This window comes from Pedobacter sp. KLB.chiD (genome assembly GCF_047040275.1).
Lineage (GTDB): Bacteria > Bacteroidota > Bacteroidia > Sphingobacteriales > Sphingobacteriaceae > Pedobacter.
The window spans coordinates 1079947-1097648 of sequence record NZ_CP178207.1; the positions used below are offsets into that span (position 1 = coordinate 1079947).

General features: G+C 38.1%; 15 protein-coding genes. 10 read left to right on the forward strand and 5 right to left on the reverse strand.

Annotated features, from left to right (window positions below; genetic code table 11):
- Nucleotides 1-19: 19 nt before the first annotated feature.
- Genes ACK1I8_RS04600 through ACK1I8_RS04610 form a run of 3 tightly spaced genes read left to right on the forward strand, consistent with a single transcriptional unit; the run spans nucleotide 20 to nucleotide 4158 of the window.
- A complete protein-coding gene (locus tag ACK1I8_RS04600; RefSeq protein ID WP_412468167.1) occupies nucleotides 20-1858 on the forward strand; it encodes a type VI secretion system Vgr family protein in 1839 nt (612 codons plus the stop codon).
- Between the two features lie 4 nt (nucleotides 1859-1862).
- A complete protein-coding gene (locus tag ACK1I8_RS04605; protein ID WP_412468168.1) occupies nucleotides 1863-3443 on the forward strand; it encodes a polymorphic toxin-type HINT domain-containing protein in 1581 nt (526 codons plus the stop codon).
- 10 nt (nucleotides 3444-3453) lie between these two features.
- Nucleotides 3454-4158, forward strand: coding sequence for a hypothetical protein (locus ACK1I8_RS04610; RefSeq protein WP_412468169.1), 705 nt, complete (start codon nucleotides 3454-3456; stop codon nucleotides 4156-4158).
- Between the two features lie 241 nt (nucleotides 4159-4399).
- On the opposite strand, the gene ACK1I8_RS04615 is transcribed toward ACK1I8_RS04610, so the two are convergent.
- Nucleotides 4400-5002 (reverse strand): GIN domain-containing protein, encoded by a 603-nt coding sequence (locus ACK1I8_RS04615; RefSeq protein WP_412468170.1) that lies wholly within the window; start codon nucleotides 5000-5002, stop codon nucleotides 4400-4402.
- A 274-nt stretch (nucleotides 5003-5276) separates the two neighbouring features.
- On the opposite strand from ACK1I8_RS04615, the gene ACK1I8_RS04620 reads away from it, so the two are divergent.
- Complete coding sequence (locus ACK1I8_RS04620) at nucleotides 5277-5633, forward strand: two-component system response regulator (RefSeq protein ID WP_412468171.1); 357 nt, start codon at nucleotides 5277-5279, stop codon at nucleotides 5631-5633.
- Nucleotides 5634-5924: 291 nt separating this feature from the next.
- On the opposite strand, the gene ACK1I8_RS04625 is transcribed toward ACK1I8_RS04620, so the two are convergent.
- Together ACK1I8_RS04625 and ACK1I8_RS04630 are read right to left on the reverse strand one after the other, a co-directional pair.
- Entirely contained in the window at nucleotides 5925-7223 is a 1299-nt protein-coding gene (locus ACK1I8_RS04625) for an ABC1 kinase family protein (protein ID WP_412468172.1), read from the reverse strand.
- A gap of 7 nt (nucleotides 7224-7230) precedes the next feature.
- Nucleotides 7231-7884: a TetR/AcrR family transcriptional regulator gene (locus ACK1I8_RS04630; protein WP_412468173.1), complete on the reverse strand. Its 654-nt coding sequence runs from the start codon at nucleotides 7882-7884 to the stop codon at nucleotides 7231-7233.
- A gap of 223 nt (nucleotides 7885-8107) precedes the next feature.
- On the opposite strand from ACK1I8_RS04630, the gene ACK1I8_RS04635 reads away from it, so the two are divergent.
- The 5 genes from ACK1I8_RS04635 to ACK1I8_RS04655 all read left to right on the forward strand — a co-directional run bounded on the left by ACK1I8_RS04635 (nucleotide 8108) and on the right by ACK1I8_RS04655 (nucleotide 14468).
- Nucleotides 8108-8962, forward strand: a complete 855-nt coding sequence (locus ACK1I8_RS04635; RefSeq protein ID WP_412468174.1) for an HD domain-containing protein — start codon at nucleotides 8108-8110, stop codon at nucleotides 8960-8962.
- A gap of 326 nt (nucleotides 8963-9288) precedes the next feature.
- On the forward strand, nucleotides 9289-9429 hold the full coding sequence (locus tag ACK1I8_RS04640; RefSeq protein WP_412468175.1) for a twin-arginine translocase TatA/TatE family subunit: 141 nt from the start codon (nucleotides 9289-9291) through the stop codon (nucleotides 9427-9429).
- A gap of 60 nt (nucleotides 9430-9489) precedes the next feature.
- Nucleotides 9490-9696 carry a hypothetical protein gene (locus tag ACK1I8_RS04645; RefSeq protein WP_412468176.1) on the forward strand — a complete coding sequence of 69 codons (207 nt, stop codon included), beginning with the start codon at nucleotides 9490-9492 and terminating at the stop codon, nucleotides 9694-9696.
- Between the two features lie 205 nt (nucleotides 9697-9901).
- Nucleotides 9902-13456 (forward strand): PKD domain-containing protein, encoded by a 3555-nt coding sequence (locus ACK1I8_RS04650; RefSeq protein WP_412468177.1) that lies wholly within the window; start codon nucleotides 9902-9904, stop codon nucleotides 13454-13456.
- A gap of 1 nt (nucleotide 13457) precedes the next feature.
- Entirely contained in the window at nucleotides 13458-14468 is a 1011-nt protein-coding gene (locus ACK1I8_RS04655; RefSeq protein ID WP_412468178.1) for a type IX secretion system membrane protein PorP/SprF, read from the forward strand.
- Between the two features lie 230 nt (nucleotides 14469-14698).
- Here the strand turns inward: ACK1I8_RS04655 and rpoN are convergent, their stop codons facing one another.
- Nucleotides 14699-16171, reverse strand: a complete 1473-nt coding sequence (rpoN, locus tag ACK1I8_RS04660; RefSeq protein WP_412468179.1) for an RNA polymerase factor sigma-54 — start codon at nucleotides 16169-16171, stop codon at nucleotides 14699-14701.
- Nucleotides 16172-16342: 171 nt separating this feature from the next.
- Here rpoN and mscL point away from each other — a divergent pair, with 171 nt between their 5' ends.
- Nucleotides 16343-16792 (forward strand): large conductance mechanosensitive channel protein MscL, encoded by a 450-nt coding sequence (gene mscL, locus ACK1I8_RS04665; protein ID WP_293787003.1) that lies wholly within the window; start codon nucleotides 16343-16345, stop codon nucleotides 16790-16792.
- Nucleotides 16793-16835: 43 nt separating this feature from the next.
- On the opposite strand, the gene ACK1I8_RS04670 is transcribed toward mscL, so the two are convergent.
- Entirely contained in the window at nucleotides 16836-17699 is an 864-nt protein-coding gene (locus ACK1I8_RS04670; RefSeq protein ID WP_412468180.1) for a ChaN family lipoprotein, read from the reverse strand.
- Nucleotides 17700-17702 lie beyond the last annotated feature (3 nt).

Below are 17702 nucleotides of genomic sequence, written 5' to 3' on the forward strand. Positions count from 1 at the left end.
CAAAAGATTATAACTTGATATGGAAAAGAAACTAATCACCGAAATAAACATAGAAGATAAGGCCATTACCCACTTTTCTTCCTTCAGTTTGAAGCAGGCTTTTAATGCCCATCATTATTTTGAACTACGGTTTAACCACGATCAGATGGGTTTGCCCGGAATGATCAGCTTAGACGATAGTCGGGATTTTGTAGGAAAAACCCTCACCGCTTCTTTCGGTTACGACTCGGGGAGTTTACAGGAATTTGCAGGCATGGTAACAAAGGTCGAACTGGCGCAGAGCCATGGTTATCATGGTATACTGATCGTAAGCGGTTACAGCCCAACCATTTTGATTGATCGAGGACCAGATTTGGGTTCTTATCTTGATAAAGACTTAAATACAATTGTAAATCTTGCCACCTCTGATGTGCCGTCAAACGATATTAAAATCGTAGCCAATGCGGCGAGAAAAGAACCTATTGATTATCTGATCCAGTACCGTGAAAGTGATTTCGATTTCCTGAACAGGCTTTCGGGCGAATACCATGAATGGTTTTATTATGATGGTAAGCAACTGAATTTTGGTAAACCAGATGATCAGAAAGAAGTTGCCTTAATTTATGGCCGCGACGTACAGAATCTGCAGTACGCGATGGAAATTGCGCCGATCAAAAACAAACGTTTTGCCTATAACCCTAAGCAGGATGAAATGTTGCATAGTGAAAGTGCTGCTGCCGCCAACGGATCGCCCGATTTGGATCATGCTATTCAGGCATCTTATAAAACATTTAGCAAGATATTCAACCAGCCATCTTTAATCAGGGTTGATAACAATAGTGATATCAAGAGCCACGTAGATAATGAGGAAAAAGCAAATATTAGTAATCTTCTAAAGGTGCATGGAAGTGGCGATAATGCAGCGCTGGCAATAGGCAGTATTGCAGAAATTACGATGAGCGTCAGAAAAGAACTGGCCTTCACGACCGAGAGTCTGGGTAAATTCCTCATTACCAGTATTAATCATGATATTGATGATACAGGTAAATATTACAATACTTTTGAAGGGCTGGTTTCTACAACAGAACGTATCCGGGTACAAAATTATACTAAACCGAACCCAGATATGCAGCTAGCAGATGTAGTAGATAACGCTGATCCGAAAGGACAAGGTCGCATTAAAGTTAAATTTAAGTGGGAATGCCAAAGCAACGACGTAACTGAATGGCTAAGGGTAATAACACCAGATGCCGGAAGCAGTGAAACGGTAACTAAAAACCGTGGATTTTCTTTTGTACCTGAAGCGGGTGACCAGGTGGTGATAGCCTTTGAAGAGGGGAATATAGCTCGTCCCATCGTATTGGGCAGTGTTTATCATGGCAAATCGGGAAGCGGTGGAGGAGATACCAATAAAACCAAATCATTAACTACCAGAAGCGGCAACACTATTATTATGGACGATAGTAATGGCAGCATTAACGTTAAAGACCCCAGTGGTAACGTAATCACTATGCATGGTAATGGGCAGGTTACGTTAACGGCACCCAATTCTTTTACCATTAATACTAAAGATTTTATTGTAAATGCCAGTAACAGCATTGCAATTAATGCACAACCGGGTGAACAAGGAGGTGGTGAAGGTACCATAGCAATTAGCGCCAAAAAAACTATTGCTGCAACGGCAGACACAGAAGGCATTACTTTAGATGCTACGGAAATGGGGGTGGCTATTAAGGGTAAAACAGATGTAAGCATGGAAAGTACGACAGCATCTGCATCGGTTAAAGGAACTACAGAAACCAAAATTGATGGTGCCGATGTTAAAATTAGCGGAACAGCTACAATAAGAATCAATTCTAACGATACCGATATAACTTAAGATTATGCCTGATGAATTAGAATATATTGTTGATAAAGCCGTTTGCCATTGCGATAAAGGTGCTGCGCCCAATTTTTTCAGAGGGCTGGCCAATCAGAATGTCAAGATAAATGGTTGTATGGCCTGCACAAAGGCTGATAAGATACCCATTGCAAATATACCATCTTTCGGAGTTTGTAGTGTCACCGGTTCTGCTTGTGCACCAGCACCTGTAGATTGGACTGATACCTATAAGGTAAAAATAAAAGGAAAAGAAACATTGCTTTTCAAATCCAAACTACCCTGTACTGTAGGTGGTAAAATCGAATTCATGACTAGCGGGCAAGTTCCGGTGAGTGAGGAAGATTTGGCCAGTATGACCGATGAACATAGTGAGGAAGAGGAAGATGAAGGCTGGGGCTGGTGGGATACTGCCGAGTTGATTCCCGTGGTAGGGAGTGTAATTGGGATTGTACGCTCGGCAGCAAAAGGCGATTGGTGGATGGCCGCGGCTAATGTTGGTTTTCTTGCTCTTGATATTGCTGGTGTAGCTAGTTTTGGTGCTACCACTGCAGCTTCTACTGCAGCAAAAGGCGGATTAAAAGCAGGTTTAAAGGTAGCTGGTAAAGCCGCACTCAAAAGTGCAGGCAAAGTACTTACCAAACAAGGTGCAAAGGCGCTTGCCAAGGGCTTAGCTAAACATGTAGATGATATTGCCATGGCTACTGGTAAAATATGTGTATTTGCGTGTTTTCCAGCAGGTACGCCTGTACATACAATTTCAGGACAAAAAAACATTGAGGAAATTGTAACCGGTGACGAAGTGTGGGCTTGGGATGAAGATAGCGGAACCCTTGCCCTGAAAAGGGTAACAGCCACCATGCAGCATGAGGTTGATGCCACAGTAAAAATAACGCTGGAAGGAGAAATCATAGAAACCACTGCCGAACACCCTTTTTATACCCGAGAAGGCTGGAAAGATGCTGCTGATTTAACCACTGATGATGAATTGAAAACAAAAGATGGCGAATGGAAGTTTATAAAGGCGCATAAGTTTGCTTACCAGAAGCGTAAAGTTTTTAACTTTGAAGTTGAGAACTGGCATACTTATTTTGTAGGAGTATGGGCCTGGTTGGTTCATAATGCACAGGTTTGTTTAACTGCGGCTGCAAAAGCGGGAGAAAAATGGGCGCTTGATATTCTAAGAGGAATTGCTTTCAATAAAAAGGCTAATGCGGCAATGCTTAAATTTGCTGAAGAAAATGGCTTAAAGTACTTTTCTGAAACATGGCTGAAAAAGGGGGGTAAATTATTTTCGAGGGTTGATGGTTACATACCTGGAAAGGCTATAATTGAGCGTAAAGCAACTGATTTATCGAGGGTATCTACAGAGACAGCTAAAAAATATATCGACCAGCTAGCTAAAAAATATAAGGAAGGGATGGAGATTGCTAACAAATCAAAAGGTGAATTTTTAGAGGGTGAAAAATTCTTACAGGTAGACAAGATTGGCAACGTTTCAAAGGAAGTTTTAGAGCATGCAGCTGATCAAGGAGTTAAGATAGTTGAAAACATTGAAGATATATTTAAAGGCATTGGTTATTAAATTTTAAATTATGGATAATATTTCATTCGATCATAGATTTTATAATGATGTCCGTTATTTAATAATGGATGAAGAAAAAAGTTTAAATAACATCAAAACAAGGGTTGAGGATGATGTCTCTAAAGCAATTTGGAAAGAATATGGCAAAACAACTAAGGATTGGGCAAAATATGCACATGAGCATAACCTTTGGTATCCAACAACAGTATATAAAGACAATGAGCCATTTGCCTATATTGTTAATACTGACAAAACTGTCCATATTAAATTTCTCAATGAAAAACTGTTTTGGACTGTGGGCATGGTTTTTAAAAAAGAAAACAGCGATAAAATGTTTTTAAGTGAGGTATGGATTAGAAGTTATGCCGGTAAAAATGATGAGATGTTAAAAGATCTTTTACAAGACCAACATTTAGTTTTCACTCCTAAAGGAAATCTAACGCTAACAACAGAAACTATTATTCGTGAACCATCTGTTAAGATTGAACGGGAAGAAAAGGAAGCTGCACATCCTGTTAATGTTTCTCAGAATTGGAAAAATATACCAAAATACGGCGAATATGATGAACTTTTGGATTATGAATCGATTATCAAGCCTGGTGATCTTTTAAAAGGGATAGATACGAGTGTAGAACCTTCAGCTGATGATCAGGCTGACGAAGGTAATGGAAAAAATGATCATCCATGGCTACCAAAGGATTGGAATAAGAACTAAGATAAAAGCGGCTGAACAGGTCGCTTTTTTTGTTTAAATTTATAATGTAGACCAGGATTCAGCTTATTCTGTTGGTTTGTTGTATAAAATAGATCAAACTAAAATAAGTTTTCTGACTAAAAAATATACCCTGCAGGGGTTCACAATTATTTATTTTTTAATAGAGATGATAGCGTAACCAAAAAAAAGGCTTACTGAATCCAACCAGTAAACCTTAGTTTCATTTGTGTGTTTGTGTATGTTATTTAATTGCAGCCAGCTCTTCTCCAACAGCAATAGTTTCTATCGAACTGATATCGGTTTTTAAAGCCGCAAACTTATCAATGGTTAACTTTTGTGATTTACCCATTATCAAAGTGTGGATATCGGTAGAGCCGCTTAATTTTAAATCAGCATGATCCGAAATCACCGTATATAAACCTTCCGAAATGGTATTGATATCAGCATGGGCATTTCCTTTTAAAAAGATTTGAAAATATTTCGTGTTCAGTTTTCCTTCGGTTCTGATAATGGCATTTTCTGAAGCTTCAATTCTGTAAAAATCAGTTACATAAACAGTTAATTTAGCTTTTTCGGTACTGGTTGAAGTGATTTTTAAATCATAACCATTTTGCATAACTTTTGCTGTTCCTTCATTATCTTCATTATAAGCAATACCAGGAGTGCCCTGCTGGATAATGGTTAATTCTACGTTTCCTTTTACAGAAATCCTCTTAAAATCCGATAGTTTTATATTGGCATCCGGTTCTTTTTCTTTTGCCGAAACATTTGTAGTAAATACAGCTGATGATAAAACAATGGCTGTTAATGAAGTGGTGAGTAGGGTTTTGATGGTGGTTTTCATAATATCTTTATTTTAAAAATTAAGTGTTAATTAATTGTTTTTTAGTTGTTTATGTTTGTTTCCTTGTTGCTGCTTGATAATAAGACGCCATTAAATCAAAAACGTTGCAGGCTATGTTGCATTTTTATACCATCCATAATTAATACCCGACGAACAGGCCTTATTTAAAGACGAATACCCGGAACTTTTACCAAGCATTTGTAAAATATTTTAAGATCTACTTTTGGATTGCACTTTTTTTTTATCTTTAATGAGAATTTAGGCTTGCTTATTTATGAAGAAAAAGGTTGTGCTTGTTCAGGATAATAAAGATATCCTTGATATTATGGACGAGGTATTAAAAGAGGAGGGTTTTGATGTTACCCCATCGCTAACAACCGAGCCTATAGAGAAAATAGAAGAAATTGAGCCGGATGTAGTGATTGTGGACGATCACATCAAAGGTAAAAAGAAAGGGTCGCAGGTGATTAAAGAGCTGAAATCAGATCCTGAAACAGAAGATGTATCGGCCGTATTAACCTCAACATCAAATAACCTACCCCAACAGGCAGAAGATTGCAAAGCCGACGATTATATTGAAAAGCCATTTGATATCGATCACATGGTGGATGTAGTAAAGAAAAATGCCTGAGCATAATATATCATAACAGTCGGATAGCCCCTTTAAGTCATTGCCAATAACTATCGGTTTCGCTACCATTGACAGGCTCCAATGGATTCATCGTCATCTCGAAAGAAGCAATGCAAAGTGCCGGCTCGAGTGCACAGGCCGGCCTCTACAGGCTGGGATAGATCGTTACCGCAGATTATTGGATCAGGTTTAAATGATTTTGCTAAGCAAAATTATTTCTTTCACCTTGTACAAATAAGTTATCCTTTGGAATGATGGTTATTTTTAACTTAAAGGAATTAATTTCCTTCTTTAAACATGAGGCTTAAACGTATCTGTTTTAACAGTAGCTTTTAACTCGTGCAAAATCTGATATAATCCAAAATTAGTTCGGTTAACATAAATAAAATGTTTTACTCCACGGGCCTGTTTAAATTCTGGCATTTTAGAAATTTTCTCGCCATATGCATAAAGCTGCTCAAAAAAATCAGGTTCGCTGAAATCAAATGATTTGCTGGTATAAGGTTTCGCAAAAAGACTAATCATCTCCCTGTACGATTGATAATAAAACTCAACCTGCTCGGCAGAATCGTCTGCGTGGATCATATCCAGTTTTCTAAAAGCTTCGATCGTTTTATGCTTATCATTCATCACATCAGTAGAAATTAAGGAAAAGAATGGATAATAAAAATCATCAGGCATCTCTTTAATACAGCCGAAATCTATTACACCAAGAGTTTCATCGGAAGTAATCATGAAATTTCCAGGATGAGGATCTGCATGTACAGCCCTGAGTTCGTGTTGTTGAAAGTTATAAAAATCCCATAAGGCCTGGCCGATTTTATTCCGAAGTTCCGGAGAAGGATTGGTTTGTAGGAATTCTTTTAAATGCTGGCCGTCAATCCAATCCATGGTGATGATCCGCTTTCCCGATAATTCCGGATAATATTTTGGAAAAATTACGTGATCGAGGTTTTTACACGCTTCAGAAAACTGAATGGAACGCCTCACTTCCAGTTCATAATCGGTTTCTTCAAGCAACCGTTCTTCAACTTCTTTAATATAGATATTCAATTCCCTCTCCGACATGCCCAATAAACGGAATGCGAAAGGTTTTACCAGCTTTAAATCAGATGAAATACTATCGCCCACACCTGGATATTGAATTTTTATGGCTAGCTTTTTGCCATTAAGCATGGCCTGGTGCACCTGCCCGATGGAAGCTGCATTGCTGGAGTTTAGGTTAAAACTATCGAAAATGTTTTCAGGAGTTTTGCCGAAATTTTTAGTGAAAGTGCGCACAATTAACGGACCCGAAAGCGGAGGTGCATTATATTGCGATTGGCTAAACTTATCTACGTACGATTTTGGCAGGATATTTTTATCCATGCTCAGCATCTGTGCAATTTTTAAAGCACTTCCTTTTAGTTCGCTCAACGATTGATAAATATCGGTTGCATTATCTTCATTAAGCTGTTCACGGTCCAGGTTAGGATTGAACAATTTTTTTGAATAATGTTTAATATAATTACCCCCGATCTGAATGCCGGTTTTAACAAATTTTGCCGAACGTTCTACTTTGGTAGTTGGAATAGTTTTTTGTGTCTTCATCTGATGTTTAGAACCTCATTTTTTCTGCAAACTTTCCATTTCTGGATAAAAACTTTCCATATTCCAGTAAATTATCAATTGGCGAGTGCTGGAAAAGATCGAAGGTAACATTAATACCTTTTTCTATGGCTTCGTCGCTTTTTTCGAAACCCTCACTGTCATCATCGATCCAGAAGTTAAGAATAAAGGCAAACTGGATCCATAAGGCATCTTTATATCTTTTGCTTAAAAAACGGCGTTCAGCAAGTTCGCCGCTATCTAACCCTTCTTCAATAACTTCCTGTGCAAAGTTTTCAAAAATAGGTTTAACACCAGCGAGTACCTCAGGAGTAGAAAACTTACCACGATGACGTTTCAAACTATAAATGACAAAACTTCGTTCATTTTTCAGATTTTCCAGATAACTATAAAAGAAAGAGAGCATTTTTTCCCTTGCAGTATACCGGAGCCAAATTTCCTGTGCTTTTATTTTAGTAATGGTTTCGAAAGTGAGTTCAAACCAGATTGTTTTTTCAATGCTTTCGAAAGAAGAGAAAAACTGATAAAAATCGGCCTCGGTAATCTTAAGCTTTTTTGCAAAAACATAAACCGATTTTGGCTTTTCACTATTGGTTAAAACATAATCTAAATACCCTTTTCTAATTTGTTGAGCAGTTGCCATATAGCTGTTTTTTACAAGTATAACGTTTAATTAAATGCCTTGTTTTTATTCCGGTTTTTTTGTTGATCACGAAATTGTAATAATAGCTTTCAAAATAATTGAAAGTTTGTTTTTGGGCTAATTATTTTAGTTTTTAAAAATTTTATTATTCCCGTTAAATTAGGTTTTGACTAAATTATTTAGTATTTTTGTTTTCTTTATTCCTTGAATTAAATCACATAATATGATCCAGGTTAACGATTTTTTATATGGCAAAATGGAGCTACCTATGGTGTTTTCCGATCTTTTGAGTACTGATGCTTTAAAAAGGCTGGGCGGGGTACATCAAAGTGGTGCCATATTTCTGGTTAATCCGGATATCTGCCATTCCCGACTGGAACACGCTGTTGGGGTAACCATGTTGATCAGGATGTTGGGTGGTTCGGAACTGGAGCAGATCGCGGGCCTGTTGCACGATATTTCGCATACCGCTTTTTCGCATGTGGGCGATTATGTTTTCGGTAATACGGATGAAGATTATCATGAAAAGGTTTTTGCTGAAGTTTTATGCAAATCGGAAGTACCAGGTGTACTATTGAAATATGGATATAATGTTAGTCAGATTCTGCATGGCACCTTTGATATTTTAGAACAGCCCTTGCCGGCGCTCTGTGCCGATCGTTTAGATTATACTTTACGTGATGGTGTTTATGGTGGGGTGATTTCCCGTCAGCGCGCCCGCGAATTTTTAACTGCTGTTGTTCTGAAAGATGGAAAAATAGCAGTAAATGCAGGAACTGAAGTAGCCTGGATTAATGAAGCTTTCGAGAAGCTGAACAATGATGTGTTTAAATTGCCTCTGCATTTATATGCTAATGGTAAAATGGCCGAACTGATTAAGCGGTTTCTGGATAAAGGTATATTGGTTGAAAGCGACCTGTTTAAAACAGATACCATGCTGTTGAACAAAATCAGAACTTCCTATGAAGGATATGAAGCGATTAAGTCGATTAAACAATTAAAAGGTTTAGCCGAATTTATGCGTAACGGCGCGGTGCCAAAAATTAAAAAACGAACATTAAATGCCCTTCTGTTTTAATAAGCCTGCATGGATTGTTTAAAAGAAGAATTATCGGTTAATGGGCTTAAGGATAGATTCTGTAATGTATTTGCCCTCATCCTTCACCCTAAGTTGTTAAAAAAAAAATCTTGTTTTTGCTGTAACTTAATTAGGTTTTAGGTTCTTCAACTTATTCTATCAGGGTTGTGAACAAGTATAATTTCATTTGTGCTTTCCGGAGGGACCTTGAAATGTTTCTAAAGACTGCGTGTTTCGTATTCCGTCAATACCTAACTTCCCATAAACCCGTATTGGGAGGATCCGGTTCAAACGAATTCCCGTATATTGTGAAAATATATAACGATATGTCTGCAATAGAAATTATTTTGATCGGAGTAGTTATCCTGCTAGTTTTCGGGGGTAAAAAACTTCCCGAACTGATGAAGGGGATAGGAAAGAGCGTAAGAGAATTTAAGGATGCCAAAAATGAGCCGCCGGTTAAATAATTTTGGTAATTGAAACATTCCTTTACGGGTGCTGTTTAAACTAAACCAAATACCTTAAAAATGGAAAATCAAAAACAAGATCAGGCGAAATCAAATTTCACGGAAGAAAATGCAAAAAAACCGGAACAAGGGCTTGATCATTGGAACGAACGTTTAGATGAAAACTTAGAGCCTGAAGCGCATAATGATATAGAAGCCGATGAAAAGGCTAAAGATTTCTCTGAAAAGTATGGAAGTGGCAATCAATCCGATCAAAGTGATGATTGAATAACCATGACGTAGATCATTGGTTAAAGTTATTTGTTGCTGAAAGTTTTTTACACTAACCTCTCGCTTTATTACACAAAAGAGAATTTTTGTGTTTAAAAGTGGTTAAAATTCTATAATTGTTTTTCATGTAATTTGATTAATAGTATATTGCATACCTAATCAAGCAAACATGTACAACGTTTTCAAAATGGACTAATAAGTGATGAACAAGCATTGGTTATTGGTTTTATTTTTCTTGCTTTCTGTCAGCCTTTCTTCTTTCGCGCAAAATACATCGAATAAGGGAAAAGATTTTTATATTCCTTATGCAGGACATGTGGATGGTAATAACTCCAGATTAACCTTATTTTTATCCGCAGATCAAGCAACTGATTACAAAGTTTACATAGGAGGGGTTTTGGTATCTCCCGCGGGAGCCACTATTGCTGCTAATACCTGCCTTCCATTTGTAATTGATCCAAATGCATATAATGTGTTAATGAGCAGCTCCAATGTAGTTGAGCGTAACAAAGCTATTAACGTTGTTACAACTAAAGCAATATCACTGTATAGTATCATTTCTAACAATGCCCGTACCGGTGGTACCCTGGTATTGCCAACCAACACACTTGGGCAGGAATATTATGCTTTTAGCTATGAAAATCATGGAAATCAACAAGGGTTTTCACAATTTACAATTGTTGCAACCGCTGATAATACCGATATAGAAATTACACCTAAACAAAATGAACGAAATGGCGGAAGAACGGCCAATACGACTTTTACCATCAAATTAAATAAAGGTGATATCTATCAATATCAATCAATTGGTGACTTAACAGGAAGCCATATTAAAGCCCTGAATTGTAATCCGATAGCTGTATTTTCGGGTAATACCTGGGCAGCCTTTTGTAATGAGGGCAATAGCCGTGTTCCAAGCGGGGGTGACAACCTATATCAGCAGGTTTTTTCGGTTGCGGCCTGGGGAAAGAATTTTGTTACAGCACCATTTTATAATACCCTACATGGTAATACCGATATTATGAGGGTAATTGTAGCTGAAGATAATACCATATTAACTGTTAATGGAAGTACGACCACTGCCAACGGAACCCCGCTTTCCAATCCTTACAGTAAGGGTACAGTGGTTACATTTTTTTCCACTACGGCAAATGTGATATCTGGTTCAAAGCCTATTTCTGTTGCGCAATATCAGACCTCGCAAACCTGCAATCCAAATAATGCACAAGATACGAGACAGGGAGGATCCTTTTTAGGGGATCCTGAGATAACCGTGCTTAATCCTGTGGAGCAAACGTTAAATAACATTACCGTTTTTTCAGATCTTAAATCTGTAAGAGTGCCTACTCAGATTTCCAGATATTATTTAAATGTCATCATTAAAACCACAGATATCGCATCGTTTAGACTTGATGGTAATCCGGTGAATAATTTTATTGCTATTGATAATGTATTTAGCTATGCGGTGATTGATGTAACCAACACGCAGCCCCAACACAGATTGTCTGCTGCCGGAGGATTCTCTGCAATTTCATATGGCTATGGTGCTGTAGAATCATATGCGTATCTCGCAGGCGCAAACATTCAAAATTTTACCTTTCAGCCTACCAGCACGGTTACCGGCCAATCCATAACCAGTGGATGTTTAGGAGAACCCATAAGTCTAACAATAAATCTACCCTATCAAGCCACTAAACTGGATTGGGAAATTCAGGGTGCTCCGAGTTTTACTGATGGAAACCCTGCACCTGTTAATACTTTTACCAGACCAAATGACAACAATACCTATTACACTTACAAATATCCTAACCGGCTAAACTATCCAAGTCCGGGCGATTATCAGTTTAAAGTAATTGCCACTAAGCCCAGTGCTGATAATTGTGGAAACATTGAAGAATTGATTATTGATTTTTCTGTCGATAATCAGCCCACTGCTGCATTTGAATTACCGGCTACCGGTTGTCAATCCAGTGGAATTCCATTTACCGACAAGAGCCAATCCAATTCGAACTCAAGGAGCATTACGCAGTGGTTATGGGATTTTGGGGACGGAAAAACATCCACTGAACAGAACCCTGTTCATGTTTATGATCGACCAGGAACTTTCAACGTGGTTTTAACGGCTACAACAGATTCAAAGTGTTCCGAAACATCTGCTGCATTTCCAATTTTAATCAATCCTAAACCTGTAGCTGATTTTGATGTAAAAAGTTTATGTGTAGGCAAACCGATTATTTTAACCGAAAAATCTACGATCGAAAATCCGGGAAGCATTGTAAAGTGGACCTGGGACTTTGGCGATGGAAGCACACCTTCAACGGAGCAGCATCCCATCCATCAATATAACGCAACGGGTTCTTACATGATTACCCTTATTACCGAAAGTGATAAAGGATGTGTGAGTGAAACGAAGAGCAAAAATGTAACTGTAATTAACCCGCAATCTGCTGATTTTGAACTGCCCGATTTCTGTTTGGATGATGGTGTAGCGAGATTTAAAAATACATCCAAAAATGCTGATGGGAGTACAACTGATTTAACAGCGCACTGGACCTATACCTATAATGGCAGTATAGTCGCAACATCAGCCGATTTTGATGGATCCTTTTCGCCTACTGCAACCGGTGATTATACCGTGGCGCTAACTGTTAACAATGGAGATGGATGTGAAATGTCTAAAACGCTTACATTTACGGTAAACGGGGCAGTTAAAGCTGCTGATTTTGATATCATAAAAAATAATGTTTGTGTGAGCGATAAGATTATTATCAAAAATACATCAACTACTTTTGCTGGCAGGATTACGAAAATTGAGATTTATCGCGACTATCCAAATGAAACCGGTATTTATAAAACCATTTCTTATCCTGATGATAGTGATATAGAAATTGAGTACAATACTTTTGGTGGTGCTACAGATCGCAGCTTTAATGTCAGGCTGGTCGCTTATTCAGGTGAAAGTTGTTTTAAAACAGTAGATAAACAGGTTACATTAAAATCAGTTCCACAATTGGTGTTTGATGATATGCCAGCTGTTTGTGAAGGTGATGGAACAGTAATCATTACGCAAGCTAAACAGAAAAATGAAGAAGAAGTGGCTGGTGGTAGCGGAGAATATACTGGAGATGGTATAAAAGCAGATGGCACTTTTAATCCGAAGATTGCAGGTGTCGGATCACATATCATCACTTACACCTTTAAAGGTGCTAACGATTGTTTTTCTTCGATAAGTAAAACTATCGAGGTGTATGCATCTCCTGTGGCTAACGCGGGTACATTAATTTACGTGTTGGCCGGCGGACAGATTGAAATTCCGGCAACTGCTGAAGGAACAAATCTGAAATACCATTGGTCGCCTGCAACAGGTTTAAACAGAACGGATGTGCTAAATCCGATTGCATCGCCTGAGAACGATACCGAATATACACTTACTGCAACCACACAGCCGGATGGTTGTGCAGCCACCTCAAAAGTATGGATTAAAGTATTGCAGGTTTTAAATCCACCCAATACCTTTACGCCAAATGGTGATAATGTAAACGATACATGGGTAATAAAATATTTAGAATCTTATCCAAATGCTACCGTAGAGATATTTAACCGAAACGGACTTAAGGTATTTTCAAGTAAAGGTTACAAAGTCCCGTTTGATGGTACATACCAGAACGAACCACTACCCGTTGGCGTTTATTATTACATTATTAATCCACAAAATGGCCGTAAAACCATAACAGGACCGCTCACTATAATCAGATAAATTGAAGAAGCTAATTACCATACTTACATTTTTTACATCTCTAAATGTTTTTGCGCAACAAAAGCCTCAGTATACGCAATACATTTTTAATCAGTATCTGCTAAACCCGGCACTGTCTGGAATTGAAAATTACCTTGATTTTAAAGCTGGTTACCGTAAACAATGGTCGGGTATTACCGATGCACCGCAAACCTCATTTGTCTCTGCACATTGGGCGCTGGGCGATAATCAGTTATGGAGCAATGCGCTTACTGCTTTCCCGGAGCAAACGGGGAACCCGATGGATAGAAACTATACGCAAAATTATATGTCGTCTCCATCCCATCATGGCATGGGAGTAACCGCTGTTTTAGATAAAACTGGTCCGATAAAAAGGTTGGACGCCAATGTTACCTATGCTTATCATTTACAATTAAGTAATAATTTTAATCTTTCGGCAGGTGTGGCAGCAGGTATTTCAAGTATTGCATTAGATGTAAATGCACTTACTTTCGATATGCCGGTTGATCCGATTATGAACAGGGCTTTGATTAACCAGGTAAAACCTGATTTAAGTATAGGTTTATGGTTATATGGTGCCAGAATGTTTGCCGGTGTTTCGGTACAGCAAATTTTACCTCAGAAATTAAGCTTTACAGGTGATAACAGTTATAACATGGGTAAAGAAGTGCCACATTATTTTGCTACCGCAGGATATAAATTTTTTGTTGACGATGAAATTGCTGCTATCCCATCGGTTATGGTCAAATATGTATCACCTGCACCTGTTTCGGTAGATGTAAACCTGAAATTGGCTTTTAAAGATAAAGTTTGGTTGGGTGGCAGCTACCGTAAAGACGATTCTTTTGCTGCAATGGCAGGTTTTAATATTGGAAAGATGGTAAACCTCACTTATTCTTACGATTTTACCACTTCGCAGCTGAACCAGGTAAGCAATGGCAGCCATGAAATCGTATTGGGATTATTGCTGAACAACATCTACAAAGTGCCTTCTTATATTAAAATGTGGTAATAGTGTTCCTATCGGTAATACAAATGTTCCAGGCAGTTTTCATTTTCGGGGTTGCAGGAAGCCCCTTTATCTTAAACCTGACAGCAGCGGCAGCTCCCGGTTTTTCATCGGGACTATAGCGAATGGCAGGACAGCAGACGGCCAAGCAAACAGGACCGTTCATTTCCAAATCAATAATGATAAGCTGTTGTTTTGTAGTGCGATCTGGCAATCGAAATCTGCCAACTGTACTAAAGTTCTTTCCTCAGCCTGGCTACCGGAATATTCATTTGCTCTCGGTATTTGGCAACCGTTCTTCTGGCAATGTTGTAACCTCTATCTTTTAAAATTTCGGTTAGTTTTTCATCAGCCAGAGGTTTGCGTTTGTCTTCATTGCCAATACAGTCTTCCAATATCTTTTTCACCTCTTTATTCGAAACTTCTTCGCCGTTTTCCGTCTGTATAGCTTCAGAAAAGAAAGATTTTAACAGAAAAGTACCAAATTCGGTCTGTACATATTTAGAGTTTGCCACCCTTGATACGGTTGAGATATCCATATCGATTTTATCTGCAATATCTTTTAAGATCATTGGGCGCATTTTACGCTCATCTGCAGTTAAAAAATATTCGTATTGATAGTGCATAATGGCATTCATCGTTTTTAACAAAGTTTGTTGTCTTTGTTTAATCGCATCTATAAACCACCTTGCAGAATCTAATTTTTGTTTCACAAACTGAACGGCCTCTTTCAGCTTTTTATCTTTAGATGCCGCCTTGTCGTAATGCTCAAACATTTCCTGATAAGATCTGCTTACCTTTAGTTCAGGGGCATTTTTTGAATTTAAAGTCAAAATCAATACACCGTCATTATTACTGATGTGGAAATCAGGAATAATCTGCATTTGTTTTGTCGTTACCTGATTGGCATCACCTGGTTTAGGGTTTAACCGTAAAATTTCATTTACCACCTCTTTAAGTTCTTCACTATCTAAACCTAAGCTCTTTTCCAATTTATCGTAATGCTTACGGGTAAACTCATCCAGATAGTTTTCTACCACATTCATTGCTTTAACGATGATGGGATTGCTGGTATCTTTCCTTTTTAACTGGATCAATAAACATTCTTTCAGGTCTCTAGCCCCGATGCCCGGTGGATCAAAACCCTGAATCAGTTTCAACATTTCCAGTACATCCTCTTCCTCTACCATCACATTCTGAGAAAAAGCCAGGTCATCGATCATGGAACCCAACGGACGGCGTAAATAACCATCATCATCTAAACTGCCAATAATCTGTTTGCCGATAATAAAATCCTGATCGGATAAAGGTATGAGGTCTAATTGCTCTTGTAAACTCTCAAAAAAAGTACTTTCGATAGCAATTGGCGTTTCTTTTTTCTCCTCATCTTCGTCGCCATTATTATAGTTGGTACTGTAATCGTTGGCCGAATCGTCCTGCAGATAATCATCTACATTAAATTCGTCCATACTGGTATCTTCTGATGATTGTTCGTAATCCTCCGGACCATCATTTAAATCATCATATTCGCTCTTGGGCTCATCCTGAGTCATTAAACTTGGATCTTCAAGTGCCGGATTGTCTTCCAATTCTTCTTTTACACGCGTATCTAAAGCAACGGTTGGCACCTGCAACAATTTGATGAACTGTATCTGTTGCGGCGATAACTTTTGTAATAATTTTTGTTGTAGATGTTGTTTTAGCATAGTAAATAAAAAAGAATAGGGCAAAAATAAACAATAGATTTCAGATATTATGCTGGTTTGACCTAAATGCCTATTGATATGTTCGGTTTTTAAAATTATTTGCTAAACGTTTGTATTGAGTTTAATGTTTGCTATTTTAGTAAATAAATAAAAATGAACTAATCATAAGGTATGGGATTCGTAAAAGAATTTAAAGAGTTTGCCATTAAGGGCAATGCTTTCGATTTAGCAGTCGGAGTAATTATAGGTGGCGCTTTTGGTAAGATTGTAACCAGTATCATTGAAGATCTGATTATGCCTGTAGTAGCTGCTATGGTAGGTAAACCCGATTTCAGCAGCATTTATTTTGCAATGGGTAAAGGATCCGAACTAATCCCTAAGGGCGCATCATTGGCCGATGCCAAAAAAGCTGCTCCCGATGCGGCTATATTTGCATATGGCAATTTTATTACCGTTGCGATAAATTTCTTTTTACTGGCCTTAATTGTTTTTATTATGGTTAAAACCATTAACCGGATGAAAAAGAAAGAAGAGGCTGTAGCAGTTGCTACGCCACCTGTACCTACAAAAGAAGAAGTGCTTTTAACTGAAATCAGAGATTTGCTAAAAGCAAAAGCATAAAAACAATCTCCGCAGACCGGTCCCAGCTGCGGAGCTTTTCGTTTTAATAACTTCTTTTAACCCCCGGGTCGGTGATGATGATGTAATTACCCAGATGGCTAAATTTTTCCCATTTGGGATTGGTAAAACTTTCATCAGAAAACGACGAAATATTCAGGATTTTTAATCCCGCATTGAGTTGTTTGAGTTTGGCTAATGTGCCAAGCTTTTCATCGCTGTGGAACCGACCGTTGAGCTGTAAAACCTTGATGTCTTTATTTGCTTTGATAAACTTATTGATGGACCAGGCCATGGTTGCATCCCATAAATTTTGGGTCTGGTAAATTTTCATTGTACCTATGTTATGCCCACCTAAGGTTTCTGTAAATTTTTCATAATACCTGCCCTGAGCCGTATCAATCGGTAAGGGAGGCAAAAAAGTGAATGATGCTTTGGGAAACTTTTTCAGTACCTCCAGTCCACCAAGTGTAACAGCATTGCTGTAACGTGTAGCCGCATTTGCAGCGATAACTTTTAATCTGTTCTGTTTGGCATATTCGATTAAAGGTCTGTAATCTTTATAATTCCCCCAGGCTCTGCTTTCTTTAACAAAATTCTTTTCCGAGATTAATCCCGCCAGGTATTCATCTAGCTCAGTTTGTACGTCGGTGTGGAACATTTCTAAAGATAGCGCCACTTTAAGCGGATATTTTGAATGAAGTTTTTGGAGAAGTTCCATTTCAAGGTAATGTCCTACAGAATCGTTATGGTCTTCGCCAAAAAATAAAACATCTGCATGTTCCATATCAGCAACAATATCATCTATTGAAATTGATTTTTGTTTTTTAACATCGTAAATTTTGTAACGACTACCTATTTCCTGCGCATGCAGGCCAGTATAAATAGCAAAAACAAGTATAAATAGCATAAA